General features: G+C 69.8%; 24 protein-coding genes and 1 pseudogene. 15 read left to right on the forward strand and 10 right to left on the reverse strand.

The window, feature by feature from the left end:
* Positions 1–22: 22 nt before the first annotated feature.
* The gene (gene gpmI, locus QM699_RS05485; RefSeq protein ID WP_415010170.1) at positions 23–1,534 is read right to left on the reverse strand and encodes a 2,3-bisphosphoglycerate-independent phosphoglycerate mutase; all 1,512 of its coding nucleotides are present in this window, start codon (positions 1,532–1,534) and stop codon (positions 23–25) included.
* A gap of 199 nt (positions 1,535–1,733) precedes the next feature.
* Positions 1,734–2,615 carry an SMP-30/gluconolactonase/LRE family protein gene (locus QM699_RS05490; protein ID WP_415010171.1) on the reverse strand — a complete coding sequence of 294 codons (882 nt, stop codon included), beginning with the start codon at positions 2,613–2,615 and terminating at the stop codon, positions 1,734–1,736.
* 240 nt (positions 2,616–2,855) lie between these two features.
* On the opposite strand from QM699_RS05490, the gene QM699_RS05495 reads away from it, so the two are divergent.
* From QM699_RS05495 to miaB, 4 genes are all read left to right on the forward strand, one after another.
* Positions 2,856–3,359 (forward strand): hypothetical protein, encoded by a 504-nt coding sequence (locus QM699_RS05495; protein WP_415010172.1) that lies wholly within the window; start codon positions 2,856–2,858, stop codon positions 3,357–3,359.
* A gap of 70 nt (positions 3,360–3,429) precedes the next feature.
* Complete coding sequence (locus QM699_RS05500; RefSeq protein ID WP_415010173.1) at positions 3,430–5,445, forward strand: M3 family metallopeptidase; 2,016 nt, start codon at positions 3,430–3,432, stop codon at positions 5,443–5,445.
* A gap of 349 nt (positions 5,446–5,794) precedes the next feature.
* Positions 5,795–6,211, forward strand: coding sequence for a MucR family transcriptional regulator (locus tag QM699_RS05505; protein WP_415010174.1), 417 nt, complete (start codon positions 5,795–5,797; stop codon positions 6,209–6,211).
* Between the two features lie 111 nt (positions 6,212–6,322).
* A complete protein-coding gene (miaB, locus tag QM699_RS05510; RefSeq protein ID WP_415010175.1) occupies positions 6,323–7,639 on the forward strand; it encodes a tRNA (N6-isopentenyl adenosine(37)-C2)-methylthiotransferase MiaB in 1,317 nt (438 codons plus the stop codon).
* A 32-nt stretch (positions 7,640–7,671) separates the two neighbouring features.
* Here the strand turns inward: miaB and QM699_RS05515 are convergent, their stop codons facing one another.
* Complete coding sequence (locus QM699_RS05515) at positions 7,672–7,932, reverse strand: hypothetical protein (RefSeq protein WP_415010176.1); 261 nt, start codon at positions 7,930–7,932, stop codon at positions 7,672–7,674.
* Positions 7,933–8,201: 269 nt separating this feature from the next.
* Between QM699_RS05515 and QM699_RS05520 the strand changes: the two genes are divergently transcribed.
* Both QM699_RS05520 and QM699_RS05525 read left to right on the forward strand, forming a co-directional pair.
* Entirely contained in the window at positions 8,202–9,077 is an 876-nt protein-coding gene (locus QM699_RS05520) for a 3-hydroxybutyryl-CoA dehydrogenase (protein ID WP_415010177.1), read from the forward strand.
* A 42-nt stretch (positions 9,078–9,119) separates the two neighbouring features.
* A complete protein-coding gene (locus QM699_RS05525) occupies positions 9,120–9,695 on the forward strand; it encodes a cytochrome b (protein ID WP_415010178.1) in 576 nt (191 codons plus the stop codon).
* A gap of 11 nt (positions 9,696–9,706) precedes the next feature.
* On the opposite strand, the gene QM699_RS05530 is transcribed toward QM699_RS05525, so the two are convergent.
* The 6 genes from QM699_RS05530 to QM699_RS05555 form a co-directional block, all read right to left on the reverse strand.
* On the reverse strand, positions 9,707–10,075 hold the full coding sequence (locus tag QM699_RS05530) for a DUF2852 domain-containing protein (RefSeq protein WP_415010179.1): 369 nt from the start codon (positions 10,073–10,075) through the stop codon (positions 9,707–9,709).
* 82 nt (positions 10,076–10,157) lie between these two features.
* Positions 10,158–10,790 (reverse strand): TetR/AcrR family transcriptional regulator, encoded by a 633-nt coding sequence (locus QM699_RS05535; protein WP_415012704.1) that lies wholly within the window; start codon positions 10,788–10,790, stop codon positions 10,158–10,160.
* Between the two features lie 52 nt (positions 10,791–10,842).
* A complete protein-coding gene (locus QM699_RS05540; RefSeq protein WP_415010180.1) occupies positions 10,843–11,109 on the reverse strand; it encodes an HPr family phosphocarrier protein in 267 nt (88 codons plus the stop codon).
* 26 nt (positions 11,110–11,135) lie between these two features.
* A complete protein-coding gene (locus tag QM699_RS05545) occupies positions 11,136–11,552 on the reverse strand; it encodes a PTS sugar transporter subunit IIA (RefSeq protein WP_415010181.1) in 417 nt (138 codons plus the stop codon).
* Positions 11,549–12,469, reverse strand: coding sequence for an RNase adapter RapZ (rapZ, locus tag QM699_RS05550; RefSeq protein WP_415010182.1), 921 nt, complete (start codon positions 12,467–12,469; stop codon positions 11,549–11,551). The genes QM699_RS05545 and rapZ overlap by 4 nt, the downstream gene beginning before the upstream one ends.
* Positions 12,470–12,506: 37 nt before the next feature.
* Positions 12,507–13,007, reverse strand: coding sequence for an HPr kinase/phosphorylase (locus QM699_RS05555; protein ID WP_415010183.1), 501 nt, complete (start codon positions 13,005–13,007; stop codon positions 12,507–12,509).
* Positions 13,008–13,188: 181 nt separating this feature from the next.
* Between QM699_RS05555 and QM699_RS05560 the strand changes: the two genes are divergently transcribed.
* Entirely contained in the window at positions 13,189–14,793 is a 1,605-nt protein-coding gene (locus QM699_RS05560; protein ID WP_415012705.1) for a phosphoenolpyruvate carboxykinase, read from the forward strand.
* Between the two features lie 51 nt (positions 14,794–14,844).
* Here the strand turns inward: QM699_RS05560 and QM699_RS05565 are convergent, their stop codons facing one another.
* Positions 14,845–15,621, reverse strand: coding sequence for a sulfite exporter TauE/SafE family protein (locus QM699_RS05565; RefSeq protein WP_415010184.1), 777 nt, complete (start codon positions 15,619–15,621; stop codon positions 14,845–14,847).
* A 194-nt stretch (positions 15,622–15,815) separates the two neighbouring features.
* On the opposite strand from QM699_RS05565, the gene QM699_RS05570 reads away from it, so the two are divergent.
* The 8 genes and pseudogenes from QM699_RS05570 (at position 15,816) to trmB (ending at position 24,408) form a co-directional block, all read left to right on the forward strand.
* Positions 15,816–17,504, forward strand: coding sequence for an acyl-CoA dehydrogenase family protein (locus tag QM699_RS05570; RefSeq protein ID WP_415010185.1), 1,689 nt, complete (start codon positions 15,816–15,818; stop codon positions 17,502–17,504).
* A 158-nt stretch (positions 17,505–17,662) separates the two neighbouring features.
* Positions 17,663–18,662 (forward strand): annotated as a pseudogene (locus QM699_RS05575) (PhoH family protein).
* Positions 18,655–19,182 carry an rRNA maturation RNase YbeY gene (gene ybeY, locus QM699_RS05580; RefSeq protein ID WP_415010186.1) on the forward strand — a complete coding sequence of 176 codons (528 nt, stop codon included), beginning with the start codon at positions 18,655–18,657 and terminating at the stop codon, positions 19,180–19,182. The pseudogene QM699_RS05575 and the gene ybeY overlap by 8 nt, the downstream one beginning before the upstream one ends.
* A gap of 6 nt (positions 19,183–19,188) precedes the next feature.
* Positions 19,189–20,142: a transporter associated domain-containing protein gene (locus QM699_RS05585; protein WP_415010187.1), complete on the forward strand. Its 954-nt coding sequence runs from the start codon at positions 19,189–19,191 to the stop codon at positions 20,140–20,142.
* Between the two features lie 29 nt (positions 20,143–20,171).
* Positions 20,172–21,611, forward strand: coding sequence for an apolipoprotein N-acyltransferase (gene lnt, locus QM699_RS05590; protein WP_415010188.1), 1,440 nt, complete (start codon positions 20,172–20,174; stop codon positions 21,609–21,611).
* 163 nt (positions 21,612–21,774) lie between these two features.
* Complete coding sequence (locus tag QM699_RS05595; RefSeq protein ID WP_415010189.1) at positions 21,775–22,158, forward strand: helix-turn-helix domain-containing protein; 384 nt, start codon at positions 21,775–21,777, stop codon at positions 22,156–22,158.
* A 363-nt stretch (positions 22,159–22,521) separates the two neighbouring features.
* On the forward strand, positions 22,522–23,691 hold the full coding sequence (metK, locus tag QM699_RS05600; protein ID WP_415010190.1) for a methionine adenosyltransferase: 1,170 nt from the start codon (positions 22,522–22,524) through the stop codon (positions 23,689–23,691).
* Between the two features lie 6 nt (positions 23,692–23,697).
* Entirely contained in the window at positions 23,698–24,408 is a 711-nt protein-coding gene (gene trmB / locus QM699_RS05605; RefSeq protein WP_415010191.1) for a tRNA (guanine(46)-N(7))-methyltransferase TrmB, read from the forward strand.
* The last annotated feature ends 70 nt before the right edge of the window (positions 24,409–24,478 follow it).

A 24,478-nucleotide genomic window follows, 5' to 3' on the forward strand; every position in this document is an offset into this window, starting at 1 on the left:
GCGCGCAGGGGCGGTCTCCCGGTCAGGAGAGCAGGCTCCGGCCGGTCATCTCCGCCGGCTGGTCGAGCCCCATGAGCGCGAGCAGCGTCGGTGCGAGATCGCCGAGGCGGCCGTCGTGCAGCGCCGCCCCCGCCGGTCCGCCCACCAGCACCACCGGCACCGGGTTCAGCGTGTGTGCGGTGTGCGGCCCGCCGGTCACGGGATCGACCATCATCTCGCAGTTGCCGTGGTCGGCGGTGACGAGCATCGCCCCGCCCATGTCCTCGACCGCCGCGATCACCTGGCCGAGCCCGGCATCCACCGTCTCGACGGCCTTGATCGCCGCCTCGAGGAGGCCGGTGTGCCCCACCATGTCAGGATTGGCGAAGTTGCACACCAGCAACGCGAAGTCCCCCGAACGGATCGCCGCGACCAGATGCTCCGTCACTTCGCCCGCCGACATCTCCGGCTGCAGGTCGTAGGTCCGCACCTTCGGGCTCGGCGCCATGTGGCGGATCTCGCCCGGATACGGCGGCTCGATGCCGCCGTTCAGGAAGAACGTGACGTGCGGATACTTCTCGGTCTCGGCGATGCGGAACTGCTGCAGGCCCTTGGCTGCAACCCACGAGCCGAGCGTGTTCACGATGTCCTGCGACGGAAACACCGCAGGCATCAGCGCGTCGAGCGCGGTCGAGTACTGCACCATGCCGAGAACAGCGGCCCACTTGGCCCGGCCGACCACCTCGAAGCCGTCGAACTTCGGGTCGACGAGCGCCCCGAGGATTTGCCGCGCCCGGTCGGCGCGGAAGTTGGCGAAGAACAGCCCGTCGCCATCGGCCGCGCCCTTGTACTCGCCGATCACGGTCGGCAGCACGAATTCGTCGGTCTCGCCGCGGGCATAGGCCGCAATGATCGCCGCCTCGGCCGTGTCGGCGTGCTCGCCGTCGCCGTGAAGGATCGCGCCGACGGCCTTCGCCACCCGCTCCCACCGCTTGTCCCGGTCCATCGCGTAGAACCGCCCCGAGACCGTCCCGATCGACGCCCCCTTCGGCAGCGCCGCCTCCAGCTCGGCGATCTGGCCGAGCGCGCTCGAGGGCGCCACGTCGCGGCCGTCGAGGAAGGCATGCACGATCACGGTCAGCCCCGCCTCGGCCAGCACGCTCGCCGCCGCCGCGATATGCCGCTGGTGCGCGTGCACGCCGCCCGGCGAGGCGAGGCCGGCGAGATGCACCGCGCCGTTCGCCGCCTTCACCTTGTCGATGAACGCGTGCAGCTCGGCATTCTCGGCAAAGCTGCCGTCGGCGATGGCATTGTCGATCTTCGGCAGGTCCATCCACACCACGCGCCCGGCGCCGATGTTGGTGTGACCGACCTCGGAGTTGCCCATCTGCCCTTCGGGCAGGCCGACATCGGGGCCGCACGCGAGCAACTGCGCATGCGGGCAGGTCGACCAGATGCGGTCGAAGTTCGGCGTCCGGCCCAGCGCCACGGCGTTGGCCTCGGTCGAGGGGCTGAGGCCCCAGCCATCAAGAATGCAGAGCACCACCGGCCGCATCGCTCGTCTCTCCCCGCGCCTCGCTTCACCGATCGCGTTTAGCCTGCCGCGAATGGCTTGGCAAACGGCCTCGGAAACGATCGGGGTGCGATCAAGAGGCCCTGTCCCGGCGCTGCCCCGGTTCTTCCTCCTGCCGAAAATACTCTCGGTGGTGAACCGGCTGACGGTCGGGAGGGGGCGGAAAGCCCCCTCGCGACGCTCAACTCAGGCGGAACGTCTGCTCCGGCAATCCCGGCGCCGGCGCCTCGAGCGCGAACAGGCTGCCGGCGAGGCGCTCGGAGCGGCCCTGCCCGCCGCGCGCGGTGGTGATGTAGAGCGTGCGCAGATCGGGGCCGCCGAAGGTGCAGGTGGTGACGTTGCCGCACGGCACTTCGACGATGCGCTCGACGCGGCCGTCGGGCGCGATCCGCACGACGCAGCCGCCGCCGTAGCGACAGTTCCAGAGATGCCCCTCGCTGTCGATCGCCGAGCCGTCGGGCGCGCCGCGCTCGAAGCCGGCGAAGAACGCGGACCCGGGCCCGAGCGCGCCGGTTTCCGGATGGTGGTCATAGGCGCGGATCTCGTTCGCCAGCGTATCGGCAAAATAGAAGGTGGCGCCGTCCGGGCTCCAGGCCACGGTGTTCGCGATGCCGATGCCGACCTCCAGCGTCTCGAACGCACCCTCCGTAAAGCGGTAGAGCGCCCCGAGCCCGGGCGCGACCTCGCCGGACTCGCCGTCGGGGCCGACGTTGTTGGCCATCGTGCCGATCAGCAGCGTGCCGCGCGGGCAGGGGCGGGCGTCGTTGAAGCGCACCGCGTTGCTCGCCGGCAGCACGGCGATCGTGCGCCGCTCGTCGTCGGCGGGGGTCCAGAGCAGCAGGCGCGAGGCCAGCGCCACCAGGAGGGTGCCGGGGCTGTCGGTCAGCGCCATCGCGACGGCGGGCTCGTCGAAGAACCACGTCCGCACGCTGCGGTCGCCGACGGCCAGGCGATGCACGAGGAAGCGGTTGATGTCCGTCCAGTAGAGACAGCCCTCGGCCGCCGACCAGACCGCCCCTTCGCCGGTGATGTCGCCGACGGGTGCGACGCAATCGAGTTCCATCGTTCCTCCTGCGGCCGCTCGGCCGTCGTCTTGAGGGGCAGGTTCTGATGCAAGCACGCGGTGCCGGCAAGTCCGGCCGGCGGAAACCAGCCGGATGCCGCGGGCCGGCGCCGGGGTTCCCGTGGCGGGAACCCTGACGGCATTTTGCGCGTTCCCCGCTCACGATGCCGCCGGCAGCCAAGGCGGGCACGCTGAAGGCGATGCCGGCGTCAGGCGACATGACCTTTGAGGAGACAAGACATGAGGGTTCTCGGATTTTTCGCCGGCGCGGCCGCGTTGGCGCTCGCCGCCTGCTCCTCGGCGCCGCCCGAGCCGCTCAGGATCGCCGACGTGACGGTGACGGCCGATCTGCCCGCCATCGGCAGCCGCGAGGCGGTGGCCTACTGGAAGAACCTCGATACCGATCTCGAGACGGCGATCGCCGACCAGTTCGTCGGCTACCTCGACCCGGCCGGCAAGCACATCACCGTGGACGTGGACGAGCTGTCGCTTTCGAGCCCGTTCGCCACCGGGTCGACGGCAGAGACGGCGCGGCTGTCCGGCCTCGTCACCTTGAACAACCCCGATGGAACGCGCGCCGCGGCCTACACCGTGACCGCCTCGGCGCAGGATGTGCAGAATACCCTGCCCGAAGGATCGAAGAGCGTCGCGCCGACCAGCGGTGCCTATTATCAAGCCATCGTCGAAGCGTTTGCACGGGGTGCGGCGAATACCCTGCGGCAATCGCACGATAGTGGGTCCTGACCGCTTGACCCTGCGCTCCGGTCCCGCCAAGTGTCCCGCGTGACAACTTGGGCCGGACCGGAGTCCCCGAATGAACGCTCTGCTCGAAACGTGGTCGACGCCCTTCGGGGTGCCGCCGTTCGACCGGATCTCGACGGAGGACTTCCGGCCAGCCTTCGATGCAGCGCTGACTGAGGGCCGGCGGCGGATTGACGCCATCGCCGCCGACCCGGAGCCGCCGACCTTCGCCAACACCATCGAGGCGATGGAGCGGGCGGAGCGGTCGCTCGACCGGGTGGCGGGGGTTTTCTACAACATCGCCGGGGCCAACACCGATGACGCGATCGAGGCGCTCCAGCGCGAGCTGAGCCCGATCCTCTCGGCCCACTCTTCCGAGACGATGATGAACCCCGGCCTTTTCGCCAGGGTCGACGACCTCGTGACCCGCCGCGAGTCCCTCGGTCTGACTGCCGAGCAGGACCGCGTGCTCACGCTCTATCACCGCATGTTCGTCCGTGCCGGGGCCCGCCTCGAAGGCGCCGCCCGCGACCGGCTGAAGGCGGTGCTCCAGCGCCTCGCGAGCCTCGGCACCGCGTTTGGCCAGAACGTGCTCGCCGACGAAAAGCGGTGGTCGATGCCGCTCGCGCCCGACGACCTCGAGGGGTTGCCGGACGATATCGTCGCAGCGGCGGCACAGGCGGCCCGCGATCGGGGCGAGGCGGGCCACGTGCTCACCCTCTCGCGCAGCCTGATCGTACCCTTCCTGCAGTTCTCCCCGCGACGAAACCTCCGCGAGACCGCGTTCAAGGCGTGGACCGCGCGCGGCGAGATGGCCGGAGACACCGACAACCGCGAGATCGTGCGCGAGATGCTGGCGCTCCGCGCCGAGCGGGCACGGCTGCTCGGCTACGAGGACTTCGCCGCCTTCAAGCTCGAGCCCGAGATGGCGGCGCGCCCCGACGCGGTGCGCGACCTGCTCATGGCGGTCTGGGGTCCGGCGCGCGCCCGCGCCGAGGCCGACGCGCAGGTGCTCGAGGAGATGATGCGCGCGGACGGGATCAACGGCGCGCTGATGCCGTGGGACTGGCGCTACTACGCCGCGCGGCGGCAGGAGCGCGAGCACAACCTCGATCAGGCCGAGCTGAAGCCGTACCTGAAGCTCGACAACATCATCGCCGCCGCCTTCGACGCCGCCGGCCGTCTGTTCGGCCTCACCTTCCACCCGATCGAGCCGGCGCTCTACCACCCCGACGCCCGCGCCTGGGAGGTCCGGCAGGGCGACCGGCACATGGGCGTCTTCATCGGCGACTATTTCGCGCGCGGGTCCAAGCGGTCGGGCGCGTGGTGCTCCACCTTCCGCAGCCAGCGCCGGCTCGACGGCGAGGTGCGCCCCGTCGTCGTCAACGTCTGCAACTTCGCCAAGGCGCCGGAGGGGGAGCCGAGCCTGCTCACCTTCGACGACGCGCATACGCTGTTTCACGAGATGGGCCACGCTTTGCACGGCCTGCTCTCCGACGTCACCTACGAGTTCGTTTCCGGCACCAGCGTCGCCCGGGACTTCGTGGAGCTGCCGAGCCAGCTCTACGAGCACTGGCTCGAGACCCCGGAGATCCTCGCTGCTCACGCGCGGCACGCGGTCACGAACGAGCCGATGCCGCAGGCGCTGATGGACCGGCTCATTGCCGCGCGCAACGCCGACCAGGGCTTTTCCACCGTCGAATACCTTGCCTCCGCCCTCGTCGACCTCGACTTCCACGCCGGCCCCCCGCCCGCGGACCCGATGGCGGCGCAGGCCGCGACGCTCGCCCGCATCGGGATGCCGGCCGCGATCGTCATGCGCCACGCCACCCCGCACTTTCAGCATGTCTTCGCCGGCGACGGATATTCGTCCGGTTACTACTCCTACATGTGGTCCGAGGTGATGGACGCCGACGCCTTCGAGGCCTTCCGCGAGACCGGCGACGTCTTCGACCCCGCCACCGCGCGCCGCCTCGCCGCCTGCATCCTCAGCGCGGGCGGATCGCGCGACGCGGCCGAACTCTACACCGACTTCCGTGGCCGCATGCCCGGCGTCGAGGCACTGTTGCGTCAGCGCGAGCTGACCTGATGCTCCGCAGGCACGTCAAACACATCCTGCCACGGCTCAACGACAGTAAACCGGCGGATATCCGCCGGTTTGTGCCCGGACGACTGCATCAAGCTGGCAAGTGATCGTTTCCGGCGGCGTCTCGAGATCTCCGCTCATACTTTGGCAGATTAACACGGGCGGAGTGTTCACGAGCTGGTGAGAAAATTTTCCGTAAGTTCTGTACACAAAGACTTGTAATCTGTGCTCCGGATAAATAAAGTCACAGACAGCATCTCCCGCTGCCGAAGTCTTACGGCGCTCGATGCAAGGTTTGAGTTCGCCAGCAATGGCCGGCACCCCGTGCGGGGCCGCACTCGGGAAGACGTACATGACGGAAGATCAATCCATCGGCCGGGGTGAGATCCTCGCGCTCACCACGGAGATCGTTTCGGCGCATCTGGCCAACAATGCGGTGGTGCAGAGCGACGTGCCGGAACTGATCCAGTCGGTCTACAACAAGCTGAACGAACTCGCGTCGGGCGAGGAGACCGCCTCGGTCGAACTCACCCCGGCCGTTCCGATCAAGAAGTCCGTGACCGACGACTACATCATCTGCCTCGAAGACGGCAAGAAGCTCAAGATGCTCAAGCGGCACCTGATGACCGCCTACGACATGACCCCGGAAGAGTATCGCGCCAAGTGGGGCCTGAAGCCCGACTATCCGATGGTCGCGCCGAACTACGCCGCCAAGCGGCAGGAGCTGGCCAAGAAGATCGGCCTCGGCCGCAAGCCGCGGGTGAAGTGACCGGCCGATAGGCCGACTGGCCCGGCGCGCTTGATCGCGTCCGGGCAATCCGGATAACAGGCGGGGCGGCCGGTGCGGCCGCTTCGCCTTTCTGCTTTCCCGGGGGCTCCGATGGCTGCGGCCGACAAGAAAGTCTTCATCAAGACCTACGGCTGTCAGATGAACGTCTACGACAGCGAGCGGATGACCGCCGCCCTCGGCGCGCAGGGCTACGCGCCGACCGACACCGCCGCGGACGCCGACCTCGTCCTGCTCAACACCTGCCACATCCGCGAGAAGGCGGCCGAGAAGGTCTATTCCGAGCTGGGCCGCCTGCGCCGGCTCAAGAGCGAGCGGCCGGGGATGCTGATCGGCGTCGCCGGCTGCGTGGCGCAGGCCGAGGGCGCCGAGATCATCGCGCGCGCCCCGGTGGTCGATCTCGTCGTCGGCCCGCAGGCCTACCACCGTTTGCCACAGCTCCTCGCCCGCCGTGCCGGCGGCGAGAGGCCCGTCGAGACCGACTTCCCGGCAGAGGACAAGTTCGACCACCTGCCCGAGGCGCCGAAGGCCCGACGCGCCCCGGCCGCGTTCCTGACCGTGCAGGAGGGCTGCGACAAGTTCTGCGCCTTCTGCGTGGTGCCCTACACCCGCGGCGCTGAGGTGTCGCGCCCCGCCGCCCGGATCGAGGCCGAGGCGCGCGGCCTCGTCGAGCGTGGTGTCGTCGAGATCACGCTGCTCGGCCAGAACGTCAACGCCTACCGCGACGGCGAGGGAACCGGCCTCGCCGCGCTGGTCCGCCGCCTTGCCGCGATCGACGGGCTCGCGCGCATCCGCTACACGACATCGCACCCGAACGACATGGACGACGCCCTGATCGCCGCGCACGGCGACGAGGCAAAGCTCATGCCGTTCCTGCACCTGCCGGTGCAGTCCGGCAGCGACCGGGTGCTGAAGGCGATGAACCGGCGGCACCGCGCCGAAGACTACCTGCGCCTCGTCGAGCGCATCCGGGCCGCGCGGCCGGACATGGCGCTCTCGGGCGACTTCATCGTCGGCTTCCCCGGCGAGACCGAGGCGGATTTCGCCGAGACGCTCTCCCTCGTCGAGACGGTCGGCTATGCGCAGGCGTACTCCTTCGCCTACTCCGCCCGCCCGGGCACCCCGGCCGCTGGCCGCCCCGGCGTCGCGGAGGCGGAGAAGTCCGATCGGCTGCAGCGGCTGCAGGCGGTTCTCGCCCGGCAGCAGGCGGCGTTCCAGACGGCCCAGGTCGGCCGCACCCTGCCGGTGCTGGTCGAGAAGCCGGGCCGCGAGCCGGGCCAGATGACCGGCCGCTCACCCTACCTGAACGCGGTCCATCTCGCGGCGCCGGGCGACCTCGCCGGCCGCATCGTCCCGGTGCGCATCGTCGCGAGCGTCGCAAATTCTCTCGCGGGCGAGCTCGCCGCCTGACGCGGCAGACCGGCGCGGCAGACTGGCGCGCGTCACTTCGTCCGCCGCGCCACGACGCGACATCGCGCTCCGGCGATGCGGGTCCGCACCCGGGTCTCGGCAATGGTCCTGGCGCGCCCGAAGGGCCGCCCGGCGTCGTCGTAGAGCACGCTTGCCGCCGAGGCGGTGGCGAGCGTGGCGACGAGAGCCCGCCGGCGCTGCCGCGTCACGTCTGGCGCATCGCTGTCCGCGTCGCGCTCGCCGGCGGCGATCCACACCGGAAACGCCGCACTGCCACGGCCGCGCCAAGGCAAGCCCCCTCCGCAGCGCAGAGTACCACCGATCCGGACCGACGGCCCGACACCTTCCGGCTTTTTCTTGGTGACAAATACTCTCGGGGGTGAACTGGCCGCAGGCCAGGAGGGGGCGGACAGCCCCCTCGCGACGGCGCCGTCCCGCACGACCACCCCGGGGCGCCGCGCGCCGCACCGCCGTCCGGCACTCGTCCGAATCGGGGAATTCACGTTGCGCGGTTCCGGACCCCTGCCTATTGTGGCACCGCAACAGGGCGGGGCGGTCGTTCATGGAAATCAGGCGGGTAGGGGTCATCGGCGCGGGCCAGATGGGGACCGGCATCGCGCATGTCTTTGCTCTCGCCGGCTATGATGTTGCCCTGCATGATGTCTCGCTTCCGGCGCTGGAAAAGGCCGTGCAGACGGTTGCCGGCAACATGGAGCGCCAGGTCGCCCGCAGCCGGCTCAAGGCCGAGGACCGCGAGGCCGCCCTGGGCCGTATCTCCATCGAGCCCGAGCTGGCGCCGATCGGCGGCGCCGACCTGGTGATCGAGGCCGCCACCGAGCGCGAGGACCTGAAGCACAAGATCTTCGCGGGCCTCGTGCCGCACCTTGCGCCGCACACCATCCTCACCTCCAACACCTCGTCGATCTCGATCACCCGCCTCGCGAGCGGCACCGACCGGCCCGAGCGGTTCATGGGCTTCCACTTCATGAACCCCGTCCCGGTGATGCAGCTCGTCGAGCTGATCCGCGGCATTGCCACCGACGAGCCGACCTATCGCACGCTCGTCGAGGTGGTGAAGACGATCGGCAAGACCGCCTCGTCTGCCGAGGACTTCCCGGCGTTCATCGTCAACCGCATCCTCGTGCCGATGATCAACGAAGCGGTCTACACGCTTTACGAGGGCGTCGGCACCGTCGCGTCCATCGACCTCGCCCTGCGCCTCGGGGCAAACCATCCGATGGGTCCGCTCGAGCTGGCGGACTTCATCGGCCTCGACACCTGCCTCGCCATCATGAACGTGCTGCACGAGGGGCTTGCCGATACCAAGTACCGGCCGTGCCCGCTGCTCGTGAAATACGTCGAGGCTGGCTGGCTCGGCCGCAAGACCAAGCGCGGGTTCTACGACTATCGCGGCGAGCAGCCGGTGCCGACCCGCTGATTTCTGCTATGCTGCCCCCCGGGCAGGAACGGCGGGGGAGGGATGGCGGCGCTTCGTGACACCGTCTTCGGCTGGGGGCTCTTCACGCGGCTGCTGCACTGGGCGCTCGCGGGGATCATCCTGTTCCAGTTCGGCCTCGGCATCTGGGCGACGAACTTCGTGCCGAACCTGTTCGACCGCAGCGATCTCACCCAGCTGCACAAGAGCTGGGGCGTCGTCGCCTTCGGCCTGGCGGTGGCGCGCGTCTTCTGGCGGGCGGCGAACAGCTGGCGCCGGCCGCCGATGCCGCCCGCCATGCCCGGCTGGCAAAGGCGCGCCGCGGCCTGCAGCCACGCTGCGCTCTACCTGCTGATGCTGTCGATGCCGCTCTCCGGCTGGATCCTCGTCTCCGCCTCGCCGCTCGGCCACTGGCTCGGGGTCCGCAGCCGCTTCTTCGGCCTCTTCGACCTGCCCGACCCGATCGACCGCGCCAGCTATGCGATCGAGCACGCCGCCGGTGCGGTCCATATCGTCGGCGCGATCGTGCTCGGCCTCCTCCTGATCCTGCACGTCGCCGCCGGGCTCCGCCATCAGGTCAAGGAGCGCGACGGCGTGCTCAGCCGGATGATCTCCGGCTGAGCCGTCGCTCGTCACGCCGTCTCGGGGGTGCGGCGGCCGGACATGAACTGGTCGAACTCCGCCCGGTCCTTGGCGGCGCGCAGCTGGTCGAGGAAGCTGACGAAGGCGTCGCGCTCTTCCTCCAGCCGCTTCAGCGTATCCTCGCGATAACTGTCGAAGGCGGTGTTGCCGGTTTTTTCCATGGCGGCGTTGCGGAAACGGGCGCGGCGGCCCCAGCGGTGGCAGGACATGCGGTTGCTCCAGATGAGAAAGGCGAGAAGGGCGAGCCCGATGGGCCAGAAGGCGACAAAGGCGACCACCATGAGCGCGATCCAAGCGCCACGGCCCCGCTCGTCCAGCGCATCCCGGCCGCGTTCCAGCCATCGGACGGGGGTTATCATCGGCGTTCCTTTCTATGTTAATGTTACTAACATTTACATAGATCGTCGACCCATCCCCGCCGGTCAAGAGGGCTGCACAGAATTATCCGCTCGGGATCAGCCCCAGCCCCTGCAGGTAGATCACCGCGCCGCTCTCCAGCATCTCGTCGGCCGAGTACGGCGCCCGCGCCCCGGGCTTGCCTCGCCCGAACAGCTCGACGACCCCGTGGCTGAATGCCCAGATGTGGTTTGCCACCATCGTCGCCGGCGGCCGCTGCCCCACCGGCAGCCGCTCCGCCAGCCGCTCCGCCGCCCGGACCAGGATCGCCATCGCCCGATCCGCCGCCCGCGCCAGCTCCGGGTTGCACGCGATCGACACGCCGCCCTCGAACATCGCCATGTAGTGCGCCGGATGCGACCGCGCGAATGCCAGATAGGCCCGGCCGACCGCCATGAACGCCGACAGCGCCGAGGGCCGCCCGCCGTTCCACGCCCGCTCGAGCCGCTCGGCAAACAGCCCGTAGCCCTGTTCCGCCACCGCCTCGATCAGCTCGTCGCGCCCGCGGAAATGCCGGTACGGCGCCGCGCTCGACACGCCGACGCCCCGCGCCGCCTCGGCCAGCGTGAACCCGAGCGGCCCCTTCGCCTCGATGAGCGGCAATGCCGCGTCGATCAGTCCCTGGCGCAGGTTGCCATGGTGATAACTGCGGCGCGGGCCGGGCCCGTCCGCCCCGATCCCGTCTCCCTCGGACTCGTCCTCCGGCTCCGGGTCGCGGCCGGGCACCGCCTCAGGCCGATTCGCCGAAGCGGCCGGCCACCAGGTCGCGCAGGGCCCCGGCCAGCGCGTCGGCCTCCGCCCCGTCGGTCTCCACCTCGATCGTCGTGCCGATGCCCGCGCCGAGCATCAAGAGCCCCATGATCGAGTCCCCGGAGACCTCCATGCCGTCGCGGCTGACCTTCGCCGAGGCGTCGAAGCGCTCCACCGTCTCGACGAACTTCGCCGAGGCGCGCGCGTGCAGCCCCTTCTCGTTGACGATCTCCAAGATGAGCTGCATCCGATGCCCGTGGCCGTGCTGAACGGTCAGATCGGGACCGGCGTGCCGTTTTCTCCGACCCCGTCCACGCTGTTGATGTATTTGCGCCCGGCGGTCAAGGCGCAGGCCACCGCATCGCGCAGGGGCCGGTGCCGTTCCTTGGCGAGCTTGATGAGCATCGGCAGGTTTGCCCCGTAGATCACCGTCCGGTCGGTGGTCTTCTTGCAGGCGCCGACCGCGAGGTTCGCCGGTGTCGAGCCGAACATGTCGGTCACCACCACCACCCCGTCGCCGCGGTCCACCGCCTTCACGGCAGCATCCACCTCGACCTTCTTGCTGCGCAAGTCGGCCTCGGCCTCGATCGCAACGGCCTCGGCCGCAGGCAGCTTGCCGACCACATGCTCCATCGCCAGAAGATATTCTTTGGCGAGGCCCCCGTGGGCGACAATCACGATTCCGATCACGCTACACCCATTCCCGGGATCGGAGCTGCGTCGCCCGCCGTCCTCTCCAGTTCCCTGTGACGAATAGACACCTGCCATCCTTTTGTCGCAAGCGTTTTTGCTAGCGCCTCCACCACTGCCACCGATCGGTGGCGGCCGCCCGTGCAGCCGATCCCCACGCTGAAGTAACTCTTGCCCTCCGCCCGGTACGCCGGCAGCAGGAACGAGAGCAGATCGTCGAGGCGCGCCTGGAAACCCGCATAGTCCGGGTCCGCCTGGACGAAGGCGCTTACGCTCGCATCGCGGCCGTCGAGCGGCCGCAGGTCGGCGACCCAGTGCGGGTTCTTCAGGAACCGCACGTCGATCACCATGTCGGCACCGCGCGGCAGGCCGCGCTTGTACGAAAACGACTGCAGCGTGATCGCGAGGCCGCCACGCGCCTCCTCGTCGCCGAACTGCCGCGACAGCTCGGCCTTCAGTTCGTGCGGCGTCATCGCGCGGGTGTCGATCAGCACGTCCGCCCGCTCGCGCAGCGGTGCGAGCAGGGCAAGCTCGCGCTCGATGCCGACGAGGGGCGCCTCGTTCGGGCTGAGCGGGTGCCGCCGCCGCGTCTCGCTGTAGCGCTGCACCAGCGTCTGCGCATCGCAGTCGAGATAGACCAGCACCGGCGCCTGGCCACCGGCCTGCGCGATCTCGGCCATCGCCTGCATCAGGCGGTCCATGGCGAACTCGCGGTTCCGCGGGTCGATCCCCACCACCACCGGCCGCGCCACCGGCTCGGCGAACAGACGCGGCAGGAAGCTCAGCGGCAGGTTGTCGATGGCTTCGAATCCCAGATCCTCGAGCGCCCGGATGGCGGTCGACCGGCCCGATCCTGCGGGACCGCTGACGATAACGATGTCTTGCCCGTCTTCCGGACAGCCTGCCTCGGTCGTCACCCGCGTAACCCCGTGCCCGCTTGGACCTTGCGACCCCTCACGTGGGAGACGCGCGGCCGGTCTGCACGATCATGCTCAACACGAGGTCAAGATTTGGGAGATGCTTGCCGGAAATCAATTCGAGGCTGGCTCCCAACAGCGTGATGGCAACAGGCTGTGGCATTCGTGCCGCAACCGGCTGGTCGAGGTCGACCGCAAGGACGAGCGCCGCCTCGGGCACCGCCGGCAGGCGCAGCAGGCCGACCCCGCGCGCCTCGATCAGCCCGGCGATCGCCTGCGGCGCGCTTGCCACCAGCGCCGCCCCCCGCCGCTCGATCACCACCCGGTCGTCGGCGACCAGCTGGCCGCCGCGGCCGACCAGCGCCAGGGCCAGGGCCGACTTGCCGGAACCCGACATTCCGAGAATCAGCAGGCCCCGGCCCGCGAAGGCAACCGCAGATCCGTGTACGATGGTGGACAACGGCAATCCCACAGGTTGATTGTTCCCTTCTTTCGGATGCGAACGAAAACGAAAGCGTATCCCAACAGGACGCGACACCGGGAGCCACGGTTTTCGCGGAATTCCCCATTCATTAACCGAATCTGCACGAACGGGGCATGGGCGTCCATGTTATAAGTTCCGTCACGTCCCGCTGCCGTGGCCGCGGGAGCGCGGGTCATTTGAGAGTTCCGGCCCGGTCGGGTGTGGAATAACGGAAGGGTGAGCAGGCATGACGACGATGTTCAAGGTCGCGGAAGAGGTAAACCCTCGTATGACATTGGAAAACACGGGATTTTCTGGCGCTGAGAAGGTTCATTACAACCTGCTGGAGCCGGCGCTGGTCGAGGCCGCGGTCGCGCGCGGCGAAGGGCGGCTGGGGCAGGGCGGGGCCTTCCTCGTCTCGACCGGCCGCCATACCGGGCGCAGCCCCAAGGACAAGTTCGTCGTGCGCGAGCCCTCGGTCGTCGATGCGATCTGGTGGGACAACAACGGCTCGATGACCCCCGAGCATTTTTGCAGGCTGGCGGCCGACATGCGGGCGCACATCCGCGGCGGCGAGCTTTTCGTCCAGGATCTCTACGCCGGCGCCGACCCCGCGCACCGCGTCAATGTTCGCGTCATCACCGAGCTGGCGTGGCATGGCCTGTTCTGCCGTCACCTGCTGCGCCGTCCGGCGCGTGACGAGCTGAAGTCGTTCATGGCCGACTTCACCATCCTGAACTGCCCCACCTTCCAGGCCGACCCGGCCGTCCACGGCTGCCGCTCCGAGACGGTGATCGCGATCTCCTTCGAGCAGAAGCTCATCCTGATCGGCGGCACCGCCTATGCCGGCGAGAACAAGAAGGGCGTCTTCACGCTCTTGAACTACCTGCTGCCGGCCAAGGGCGTCATGCCGATGCACTGCTCGGCCAACCACGCGCGCGACAACGAGGATGACGTCGCCGTCTTCTTCGGCCTCTCGGGCACCGGCAAGACCACGCTTTCGGCCGATCCGGCCCGCATCCTCATCGGCGACGACGAGCATGGCTGGTCGGACGCGGGCACCTTCAACTTCGAGGGCGGCTGCTACGCCAAGACCATCAACCTCTCGCCCGTGGCCGAGCCGGAAATCTACAAGACCACCACGATGTTCGCGACCGTGGTCGAGAACATGGTGTTCGATCCGGTGACGCGCGCGCTCGACTTCGCCGACGACAGCCTGACGGCGAACACCCGTTGCGCCTATCCGCTCGAAGCGGTCTCCAACGCCTCGCCCACGGCGCGGGGCGGCACGCCGCGCAACATCGTCATGCTGACCTGCGACGCCTTCGGCGTGCTGCCGCCGATCGCGCGGCTGACGCCGGCGCAGGCGATGTACCACTTCCTCTCCGGCTTCACCTCCAAGGTCGCCGGCACCGAGCGGGGCGTGACCGAGCCGCAGCCGACGTTCTCCACCTGCTTTGGCGCGCCGTTCATGCCGCGCCGGCCGGAGGTCTACGGCGCGCTGCTGCGCGACCGCATCGCCCAGTCGGGCGCCTCGTGCTGGCTGGTGAACACCGGCTGGACCGGCGGCGCCTACGGCGCCGGCAAGCGGATGCCGATCGCCGCGACCCGCGCGCTGCTGACCGCCGCGCTCGACGGCTCGCTCAACGGCGTGGAGTTCCGGGTCGATCCGAACTTCGGCTTCGAGGTGCCGGTGGACCTGCCGGGTGTCGATGCGGCGCTGCTCGATCCGCGCGGGACGTGGGCCGACCCGACCGCCTACGACGCCCAGGCGGCGAAGCTCGTCGGCATGTTCGCCGAAAACTTCCGGCAGTACGAGGCGCATGTCTCCGACGAGGTCAGGGCCGCCGCCATCGGCTGACGGTCACTCCGCGTGCATCCCTCCGCCGCGCCTCTCCGGGGCGCGGCGGCCTCAGAGCATGCTGCGTCGCAGCAGGTTCAGCCCGGTCAGCAGCAGCACGGCCAGCGTCGCCTTGCGGAACACCGCCTGGTCCAGCCGGTCGTGCACCTGATAGCCGACGAACATCGCCAGCATCGCCGGCAGCGTCATCCACGCGGAGGCGGGCAGGGTGGTGGCGTCGAGCACCCCGGAATGGAGGTGCGCAAAGAACAGCACCACCGACCCGACCAGAAACATCAGGCTCTGCACCCGCACCATTTCCGTCTTGGAAAGGTTCAGGGTTATCAGATACATGACCAGCGGCGGCCCCCAGATTCCGCTCACGCCGCCGAGGATGCCGGCGACGAACGCCACCGCTGCCTCGACCAGCCGCCGGTGGTGGGCCGGGAAGCGCGGCTGCCACCCGACCAGCTGGCTGGCGGCGAAGAGCACGACCACGGCGCCGAGCAGCCCGAACAGCAGCCGCTCTGGCAACAGCACGACCAGTTGTGCCGACAAGGCGATCATCACCGCAAGGACGAGCAGCATCTCCCTGAACCGGCTCGCACTTTCCAATGCCGGCCCGACCCCGTGGCGCAGCGCCTGCACCAGGTTCGACACCAGCATGGGCACGATCAGCAACGCCACGGCGACGTCGAACGGCACGAACGAGCCGGCGAGGCTGACCCCGATCAGCGGCAGCGCGAAGCCCACCACGCCCTTGGCAAAGCCGCCTGCCGCCATGGCAACCGCCGCGCCGATCGCCGCGCCCATGCCGTAGGTGGCGATGAAACTCTCCAGTCCGACCATGACCTTCCTCCCGCTCGCGACTTCGCAGGTCGGACCCTGCGCCGCAACGCTAATAAGATTCCCGTTGGCCCCGCCCTGGCGAGATGATTATTGCGCAAGAAATTGACGCCCCGCCTCACCGCGCCTATCGTCTGCGCAACCGCAACGACCGATTCCGCGCCGCACAACCCCGGCGCCACCCCGAAAGGATCCCGATGCTCAACCCCGCCCGAGCCCTCGAGCCCGCCTCCCCCCTCCTGCCCGACCTGCTCGGCCTCGCTTTCGCGGCGTCGGATGCCGCCGGGGGGCTGGTCCAGGCTGCGCGCAGCGGCCTCGCGGCACGGATCAGCCGCGCCGGGCGGATCTCGAACGCCGCGCTCGAGGCCGACCAGTTTGCGGCTCATGGCCTCGCGTGGATGGCGACCTATGCCGAGTCCCTGCGGGAGATGGCGAACTGGGCACGTCAGCTCGGCCAGGAGGGGCGGTTCGGCGAGACCGAGGCGCTGATCCTGCAGATCGCGTTCGGCGAATACTTGGGCCAGCTCGCGGGCGGCATCCCCATGTCGCAGACCGAAGTCGTCCGCCCGGAGACCGTCGGGCTCGACGACGCCGTGCTCGCGGCGTTCCGCACCGCGGAGGTCCGCACCCTCATCGCCGCCGGCAACACCGACGCCGCCCGCGCCCGCCTTGTCGAGCTGATGGTCGAGCAGGCGGGCAGCACGAGCTTCGGCGCGACCGGCCTCGACGAAGACTACGAGATGATCCGCGACCAGTTCCGCCGCTTCGCCGACGAGAAGGTCGTCCCCTTCGCGCAGGACTGGCACCACGACGATACCCTGATCCCGATCGAGATCCTCGAGGAGATGGGCGAGCTTGGCGTCTTCGGCCTGACGATCCCCGAGGAATACGGCGGCGCCGGCCTCTCGAAGACCGCGATGTGCGTCGTTTCCGAGGAACTCAGCCGCGGCTACATCGGTGTCGGCTCGCTCGGCACCCGCTCCGAGATCGCGGCCGAGTTGATCCTCGGCGGCGGCACCGAGGCGCAGAAGGCGGAATGGCTGCCGAAACTCGCCTCGGCCGAGGTGCTGCCGACGGCCGTCTTCACCGAGCCGAACACCGGCTCCGACCTCGGCTCCCTGCGCACCCGCGCCGTCCGCGACGGCGACGACTGGGTGGTGACGGGCAACAAGACCTGGATCACCCACGCGGCGCGCACCGACCTGATGACCATGCTGGTCAGGACCGACCCGGCCACCACCGACCACACCGGCCTCTCGATGCTGCTGGCGCCGAAGCCGCGCGGCACCGAGGCCGATCCGTTCCCGGCCGAAGGCATGACCGGCGGCGAGATCGAGGTGCTCGGCTATCGCGGCATGAAGGAATACGAACTCGGCTTCGACGGCTTCCGCGTGCCCGGGGCCAACCTGCTCGGTAGCATCGAGGGGCAGGGCTTCCGCCAGCTCATGCGCACCTTCGAGAGCGCCCGCATCCAGACCGCCGCGCGGGCCATCGGCGTGGCGCAGTGCGCGCTCGATCTGGGCATGAAGTACGCCCAGGACCGCAAGCAGTTCGGCAAGGCGCTGATCGCCTTCCCGCGGGTCTACGGCAAGATCGCGATGATGGCTGTGGAGATCATGGTGGCGCGCCAGATCACCTACTACGCCGCCCGCGAGAAGGACGAGCATCGCCGCTGCGACCTCGAGGCCGGCATGGCCAAGCTGCTCGCCGCCCGCATTGCCTGGTCGAACGCCGACGTGGCGTTGCAGATCCACGGCGGCAACGGCTTCGCGCTCGAATACCCGATCAGCCGCGTGCTGTGCGACGCCCGGATCCTGTCGATCTTCGAAGGCGCCGCCGAAATCCAGGCGCAGGTCATCGCCCGCCGCCTGCTGGAAGCGAACTGAGCGGAAAGCCGGCCCGACCGCGGAAAATTCCGGGGCCGGGCCGGCTTGCGTCAAACCGCTTGCGCGACTCCGTGGACTTGGGGCACGCTCAACCCGTCGTACCCCGCGTGCGTGCCCACTCCGGAGGCCAATTGGCGATCACCGCCCAGAACCCCGCGATGCCGGAGGATGCGTCCGACACCATCCTCGAGTTTCCCGACAACCGGCTGCTGATCGACCTGTGCGGCGAGCTTGACCGCAATATCGCGCAGGTCGAGTCGCGCATGGGCGTGACGATCAACCGCCGCGGAAATCACCTGACGCTGCACGGGCCAGGCCCCGACCGCGACGCGGCCGAGGCGGTGCTCCGGTCGCTCTACGAGCGTCTGGAGCAGGGCCGGCCGCTGACGCCCGGTGACATCGAGGCGGCGATCCGCCTCGGGCCCGCGCCGGCGCCGGCCGCGCCGCCGGAGGCGCGCGGCGGTGGCCAGCTCGAGATGTTCTCCGGCGAGTTCGATCGAGATCCGCACCCGCCGCAAGCTCGTCGAGCCGCGCACCACCGCCCAGAAGGTCTACGTGCGCAACCTCTTTCGCAACGAGCTGACCTTCGGCATCGGCCCGGCCGGCACCGGAAAGACCTATCTCGCCGTTGCCGCGGCAGCGGCGATGTACATCGAGGGCCGGGTCGACCGGATCATCCTCTCCCGCCCCGCCGTCGAGGCCGGTGAGCGCCTCGGCTTTCTGCCCGGCGACATGAAGGAGAAGGTCGATCCCTACATGCAGCCGCTCTACGACGCGCTGAACGACTTCTTTCCGCCGAAGCAGGTGCAGAAGCTGATCGAGGAAAAGCAGATCGAGATCGCGCCGCTCGCCTTCATGCGCGGCCGCACGCTCGCCAACGCCTACGTGGTGCTCGACGAGGCGCAGAACGCGACCGCGATGCAGATGAAGATGTTCCTGACCCGCCTCGGCGAGGGCAGCCGCATGGCGGTGACGGGCGATCCCTCGCAGGTCGACCTGCCGAAGGGTGTGCCCTCGGGCCTCATCGAGGCGGAGCGGGTGCTGTCCGGTGTCCCCGGCGTCTCCTTCTCGCGCTTCGGGGCCGAGGACGTGGTGCGCCACCCGCTCGTCGCCCGCATCATCCGGGCCTACGAGACCGCGCGGCCGGCAGATGCCTGACGCGGAGCCACTGGTCGAGGTGATCCTCGAGGATCCGCGCTGGCACGAGGCGGGGCTCGAGCCGATGGCGGAGCGCGCGGCGCGGGCCGCGCTGTCGGCTGTGGGGCGCGATCCCGACCGGCACGAGATCGCGCTGCTCGCCTGCTCCGATGCGCGCATCGCCGGGCTGAACGCCGACTTCCGGGGCAAGCCGAAGCCGACCAACGTCCTGTCCTGGCCCGACCACGACGGCGCCGTGCCCGAGCCGGAGGGCGCGGGGGCCGGGGAGCGGCTGTTTCTCGGCGACATCGCCATCGCCTTCGACACCTGCGCGCGCGAGGCGGAGGAGGGCGGCCTGCCCTTTGCCGATCACGTCAGCCATCTGGTCGTCCATGGCGTGCTCCACCTGCTCGGCCACGATCACGAGGACGACGCCGAGGCCGAGGCGATGGAGGCGATCGAGACGAATGTGCTTGCCAGCATGGGCGTGCCGAACCCATATTCGCGGGAGGAGCGCCCCTCGGGCGCGTCACCTGGATAGGGAGACATGAACGATATACCGGTCGGACAGGCGCCTGGCGCGCCGGGCCTGTCCGTGGACGAGGACCCGGACAGTCCTGACGGCGGCGCGCGACAATCCTTCTTCTCACGCCTGTTCCGCCGCGAGGCCCTCGATGGGGCCGGGTCGCGGCCGCTGGGCGTTGGTGACGCCGATCTTGCGCTGAACCTGCGCCGGATGCTCCGGCTCCGGGTCGACGACGTGAGCGTCCCGCGCGCCGACATCGTTGCCATCCCGAACGACGCCAGCTTTCCCGAGGTCGTGGCCGCGTTCCGCGCCAGCGAGCTGTCGCGCCTGCCGGTCTATGCCGAGACGCTCGACCGGCCCGAGGGGCTGCTGCTGTTCAAGGACGTGGCGCTGCGCTTCGGGTTCGGTGCCGACGACGGCGGACCCGGCGCTGGACAAGACGGCGCTGGACAAGACGACGCTGGGCAGGGAGGCGCGCCGTTCGATCTCGCCGGGATGCTGCGACCGCTGCTCTACGTGCCGCCCTCGATGCCGCTCGCCACGCTGCTGCAGAAGATGCAGTCGGCGCACATCCACATGGCGCTGGTCATCGACGAATACGGCGGCGTGGACGGGCTCGTCACCATCGAGGACGTGGTGGAGCAGATCGTCGGTGCCATCGCCGACGAGCACGACGAGGCCGAGGTGCCGCTCTGGCAGGAGGAGGCGCCCGGGGTCTATCTCGCGCAGGCGCGCATGGACCTCGAGGAAGCGGAGCGCGCGGCCGGCCTGCCGCTGATCGACGCGGACCTCGCTGAGGAAGTGGACACGCTGGGCGGTCTTGTGATCCGCCTCGCCGGCCGGCTGCCGGCCCGCGGCGAGGTGGTGGCGCATCCCGCCGGCCACGAGTTCGAGGTGGTGGAAGGCGACGCCCGCCGGCTCGATCGCGTGCGGGTCCGCCTCGCCCCGGCCCGCTCGGCGGAGGCCGCGGAATAGGCAACGTCGTCGCGCGCCCGTCCGGGCAGGTGGGCGCCGCCGGCGTCTGGCTCAGCCTGCTCCTCGCCCTCGGAGCCGGCGCCGCCCTGGCGCTCGGGCAGCCGCCGCTGTCGTGGCCGCTGGCCGTGCTCGCCGCGCTGCCCGTCCTGTTCCGGCTCTTCGACGCGGCGCAGGGGACAGGGCGGGCGTTCCTTCTCGGCTGGGCGGCGGGCGTCGGCTATTTCGGCGCCGGCATGTTCTGGATCGTCGATCCGTTCCTGGTGCAGCCGGAGATCTTCGGCTGGCTCGCGCCGTTCGCGCTCGTGGGCATGGCGACCGGCCTCGCGCTGTTCTGGGGCGTGCCCTTCGCCGTCGCGCGGGCGATCGTGCCGCGCGGCCGGCGTTCCGGCGTTGCGGGCGCGCTGCTGCTGGCCGCGCTGTGGTTCTTCGCTGAGTATGCCCGCGGCCATGTGCTCACCGGCTTTCCCTGGGCGCTGCAGGCTTATGCCTGGATCGGGACGCCGGTCGCCCAGACCCTCGCCCTCGGCGGGCCCTACCTGCTGACCCTCGCGACCCTCGCGGCCGGCCTCGTGCTGGGCGCGGGATCGTGGCGCGCGGCGGTCGCCGTCGGGCTGCTCGTCGCGGCGGGCTGGGGCTGGGGCAGCTGGCGCCTCGACCAGCCGGTGCCGCCGCGCGCGCCGGCGCTCTCCGTCCGGCTGGTGCAGCCGAACGCCGCGCAGGCCGACAAGTGGCGGCCGGAGAAGGAGCGGGAGTTCTTCGCCCGCCACCTCACGCTCACCGCCGGCGCGCCGCGCGCCGACGTGACGATCTGGTCGGAGACCGCTGTTCCCTTCGCCCTCGGCGACCGCCCGGACCTGCAGGCGGAGAGCGCCGCCGCGGCCGCTCCGGGCCAGCTGATCCTCGGCATCGTCCGCGGCGAGCCCGCCGCCGACGGCACCGCCCGCTGGTTCAACTCGCTCGCCGTCCTCGGCCCCGACGGCGCGCCGCTCGCGATCTACGACAAGCACCATCTCGTTCCCTTTGGCGAGTACATCCCCTTTCCCCGCGCCATCGCGGCGCTCGGCATCCCCGCGCTCCAGCCGCTCACCCAGGGCGGCTTCACGCCCGGGCCCGGCCCGCATCTCGTGCAGGTGCCGGGCCTGCCGCCGTTCCTGCCGCTGATCTGCTACGAGGCGATCTTTCCCGGCAGCCTGCGCGCACCCGAGGGGCGCGCCGAGTGGCTGGTCCAGGTCACGAACGATGCCTGGTTCGGTGAGGCGTCCGGCCCGTGGCAACACCTCGCGCAGGCCCGCGCCCGCGCGATCGAGCAGGGCCTGCCGCTGGCCCGCGCGGCGAATACCGGCGTGTCCGCAATGATCGACCCTTACGGCCGCATCGTCGCGAAGTCTCGGATTAGGAGAGTCGGGTGTTGTCGATACAATGCTGCCGGGTGCCCTACAACCAACGGTCTATGCAACCTTCGGCGATAATCCTGCGATAGTTGTAGGTCTCGCCATTTTGGGATTAACTGTCTTTATTTTTTACAGTGGTATTTTCAGCGACCGCCGGAGATAACTCCCAGTACGGAGGGAGAGGTGGGGTGACCTTGCCGCGCCGGGTGTATCAGGACAAATGGTGAAGGTTGGCATGGTCATGTCAGCGGCAGAGATTGACGTTTACGTCGGGACGAAGATGCGGCGCCGGCGCGAGGCGCTCGGGATCAGCCAGGGGCGGCTTGGAAGGCATCTCGGCCTGACTTTCTCGCAGATTCAGAAGTACGAAAAGGGCACGAACCGCATCGGCGCCGGGCGGCTCTACCAGATCGCGAGCTTCCTCGGCGTGCCGCCCAGCCACTTCTTCGAGGGGCTCGAGGGCATGGATGGGCAGGGGCTGCCGGATGCAGCGCACGGCATGTCGCGCGACGACATGCAGGTGCTCGGTGACGCGTTCAGCGGCATCGTCGATCCAGAGACCCGCGCCTCGGTGCTGGCGCTGGTGCGGCAGCTGGCATCCGACTCCGTCCCCCGCCGCCGCTGACCCGCCCGGGCGCCACCGATCGGTGCCTGCGCCGCACAGCCTGGTGGATCGCGATGCGCGCATGGCCCGGCCATTGCGACGCTGGTCTCCGCCGTGCGAAGCGCGCCGTGCATCCTCGCTGCGTCGATCTTCGGCGGGCCCATCGTTGCCGTGCTGCTGCTTGCGGGACGCGTCCGAGGCCTTGCGGGCAGCTGCGCCGGCCGCCCGGCCCGTCGCGCGTGTCCTTCGTGGCCGCCTGTTCCGGTCACCCGCTCCTGGTCGCGCTTCGGCGCGCGCGGGGGGCGCTTGTTGCCGCTTTCCGCGGTTGACCCAAGGCCCGCTCGCCAATAGGGAGTGGCCGACCGAACGGTAATTGGGTGAACGATGAGCAGTCGCGAGGATTATCTCTTTACGTCGGAATCAGTGTCGGAAGGCCATCCGGACAAGGTTTGCGACCGGATTTCCGACGCCGTTCTCGACGCGTTCCTGACCGCTGAGCCCGAGGCCCGCGTCGCCTGCGAGACGTTCGCCACCACCGACCGCGTCGTCGTCGGCGGCGAGGTGCGCGGCCCCGGCGACATCCTGTCGCACATCGAGGACATCGTCCGCGCCTGCGTCAAGGACATCGGCTACGAGCAGAAGGGCTTTCACTGGGCCAACCTGCGCGTGCACAACTACCTCCACGGCCAGTCCGAGCACATCGCCCAGGGCGTCGACGCGGGCGACGGCAAGGAAGAGGGCGCGGGCGACCAGGGCATCATGTTCGGCTACGCCACCGACGAGACCGCCGAGCTGATGCCCGCGCCGATCCACTACGCCCACGGCATCCTCCGCCGCCTCGCCGAAGTGCGCAAGAGCGGCGAGGAGCCCCGCCTCGGCCCCGACGCCAAGAGCCAGGTGACGCTGCGCTACCAGGGCGGCGTCCCCGTCGAGGTGGCGAGCCTCGTGCTCTCGACCCAGCACCTCGACGAGGACATGACCTCCGCTGACGTGCGCGAGATGGTCGAGCCCTACATCCGCGGCGTGCTGCCCGAGGGCTGGATCACCGATCAGACCGTCTGGCACGTCAACCCCACGGGCAAGTTCGTGATCGGCGGCCCCGACGGCGACGCCGGCCTGACCGGGCGCAAGATCATCGTCGACACCTACGGCGGCGCGGCCCCGCACGGCGGCGGCGCGTTCTCCGGCAAGGATCCGACCAAGGTCGACCGCTCCGCCGCCTATGCCGCGCGCTACCTCGCGAAGAACGTGGTCGCCGCCGGCCTCGCCAAGCGTTGCGTGCTGCAGCTCTCGTATGCGATCGGCGTCGCCCGGCCGCTGTCGATCTACGTCGACACCATGGGCACCGGCACCGTGCCCGAGGCGGTGATCGAGAAGGCCGTCGCCGGGGTGATGGACCTGACTCCCCGCGGCATCCGCACCCAGCTCGGCCTCAACCGCCCGATCTACCAGCGGACCTCGGCCTACGGCCACTTCGGCCGCGCGGTCGACAGCGAGGGCGGCTTCTCGTGGGAGCGGACCGACCTCAAGGACGCGCTGGCAAAGGCCGTCTGAGGCGCGATGACAGACGCTGACCTCCAGGGGCGGGACCGCCCCTGGCGCAACCTCTACGGTCGCCGCCGCGGCAAGAGGCTGAAGCCGAACCAGGCGCGCCTGCTCGAGACGCTGCTGCCCCGCCTCGCCGTGCGGGGCGTCTCGCCCGTCGACAACCCCGACCGTGTGCCGTTTGCGCCGCTGTTCCCGGACGGCCGCCCGCTCTGGCTCGAGGTGGGATTCGGCGGCGGCGAGCACATGGTGGCGCAGGCCGAGGCGCACCCGGGCGTCGGCCTCATCGGCTGCGAGCCCTTCGTCAACGGCGTCGCCATGGCGCTGAACCACATCGACGGGGCAGGGGTGGAGAACATCCGCCTGCACGCCGGCGATGCGCGCGACCTGATCGAGCTGCTGCCCGAGGGCGGGCTCGCCCGGGTCTTCCTGCTCTACCCCGATCCCTGGCCCAAGGCGCGGCATGTGCGCCGCCGCTTCATGAGCCTCGAGAACCTCGCGCTTCTCGCCCGGGCGATGGCCCCGGGCGCCGAGCTGCGCGTCGCGACCGACATCGCCGACTACGCCGACCATGCCCGCGCCATGGCGGCCGAGGCGCCCGGCTTCGCCCGCGTCGGCCGCGACGAGGCGGCGCCGTGGGACGGCTGGCCGGGCACCCGCTACGAGGCCAAGGCGCTGGCAGCGGGGCGGGTGCCGCAATACATGAGCTTCGAGCGCGTCGACTGAGGGCGGGCGCGCCTGTCGCCGGCCATGGACCGATCGGCGCCGATCGCTTAAAGACCCGACGAAACTCACC

The organism is Amaricoccus sp. (assembly GCF_047602525.1).
Lineage (GTDB): Bacteria > Pseudomonadota > Alphaproteobacteria > Rhodobacterales > Rhodobacteraceae > Amaricoccus.

Excerpts from the sequence above, each read along its gene's own strand:
- gpmI (WP_415010170.1), bottom strand. The coding sequence starts at position 1,534 with ATGCGGCCGGTGGTGCTCTGCATTCTTGATGGCTGGGGCCTCAGCCCC.
- QM699_RS05490 (WP_415010171.1), bottom strand. The coding sequence starts at position 2,615 with ATGGAACTCGATTGCGTCGCACCCGTCGGCGACATCACCGGCGAAGGG.
- QM699_RS05495 (WP_415010172.1), top strand. The coding sequence starts at position 2,856 with ATGAGGGTTCTCGGATTTTTCGCCGGCGCGGCCGCGTTGGCGCTCGCC.
- QM699_RS05500 (WP_415010173.1), top strand. The coding sequence starts at position 3,430 with ATGAACGCTCTGCTCGAAACGTGGTCGACGCCCTTCGGGGTGCCGCCG.
- QM699_RS05505 (WP_415010174.1), top strand. The coding sequence starts at position 5,795 with ATGACGGAAGATCAATCCATCGGCCGGGGTGAGATCCTCGCGCTCACC.
- miaB (WP_415010175.1), top strand. The coding sequence starts at position 6,323 with ATGGCTGCGGCCGACAAGAAAGTCTTCATCAAGACCTACGGCTGTCAG.
- QM699_RS05520 (WP_415010177.1), top strand. The coding sequence starts at position 8,202 with ATGGAAATCAGGCGGGTAGGGGTCATCGGCGCGGGCCAGATGGGGACC.
- QM699_RS05525 (WP_415010178.1), top strand. The coding sequence starts at position 9,120 with ATGGCGGCGCTTCGTGACACCGTCTTCGGCTGGGGGCTCTTCACGCGG.
- QM699_RS05530 (WP_415010179.1), bottom strand. The coding sequence starts at position 10,075 with ATGATAACCCCCGTCCGATGGCTGGAACGCGGCCGGGATGCGCTGGAC.
- QM699_RS05540 (WP_415010180.1), bottom strand. The coding sequence starts at position 11,109 with ATGCAGCTCATCTTGGAGATCGTCAACGAGAAGGGGCTGCACGCGCGC.
- QM699_RS05560 (WP_415012705.1), top strand. The coding sequence starts at position 13,189 with ATGTTCAAGGTCGCGGAAGAGGTAAACCCTCGTATGACATTGGAAAAC.
- QM699_RS05565 (WP_415010184.1), bottom strand. The coding sequence starts at position 15,621 with ATGGTCGGACTGGAGAGTTTCATCGCCACCTACGGCATGGGCGCGGCG.
- QM699_RS05570 (WP_415010185.1), top strand. The coding sequence starts at position 15,816 with ATGCTCAACCCCGCCCGAGCCCTCGAGCCCGCCTCCCCCCTCCTGCCC.
- ybeY (WP_415010186.1), top strand. The coding sequence starts at position 18,655 with ATGCCTGACGCGGAGCCACTGGTCGAGGTGATCCTCGAGGATCCGCGC.
- QM699_RS05585 (WP_415010187.1), top strand. The coding sequence starts at position 19,189 with ATGAACGATATACCGGTCGGACAGGCGCCTGGCGCGCCGGGCCTGTCC.
- QM699_RS05595 (WP_415010189.1), top strand. The coding sequence starts at position 21,775 with ATGTCAGCGGCAGAGATTGACGTTTACGTCGGGACGAAGATGCGGCGC.
- metK (WP_415010190.1), top strand. The coding sequence starts at position 22,522 with ATGAGCAGTCGCGAGGATTATCTCTTTACGTCGGAATCAGTGTCGGAA.
- trmB (WP_415010191.1), top strand. The coding sequence starts at position 23,698 with ATGACAGACGCTGACCTCCAGGGGCGGGACCGCCCCTGGCGCAACCTC.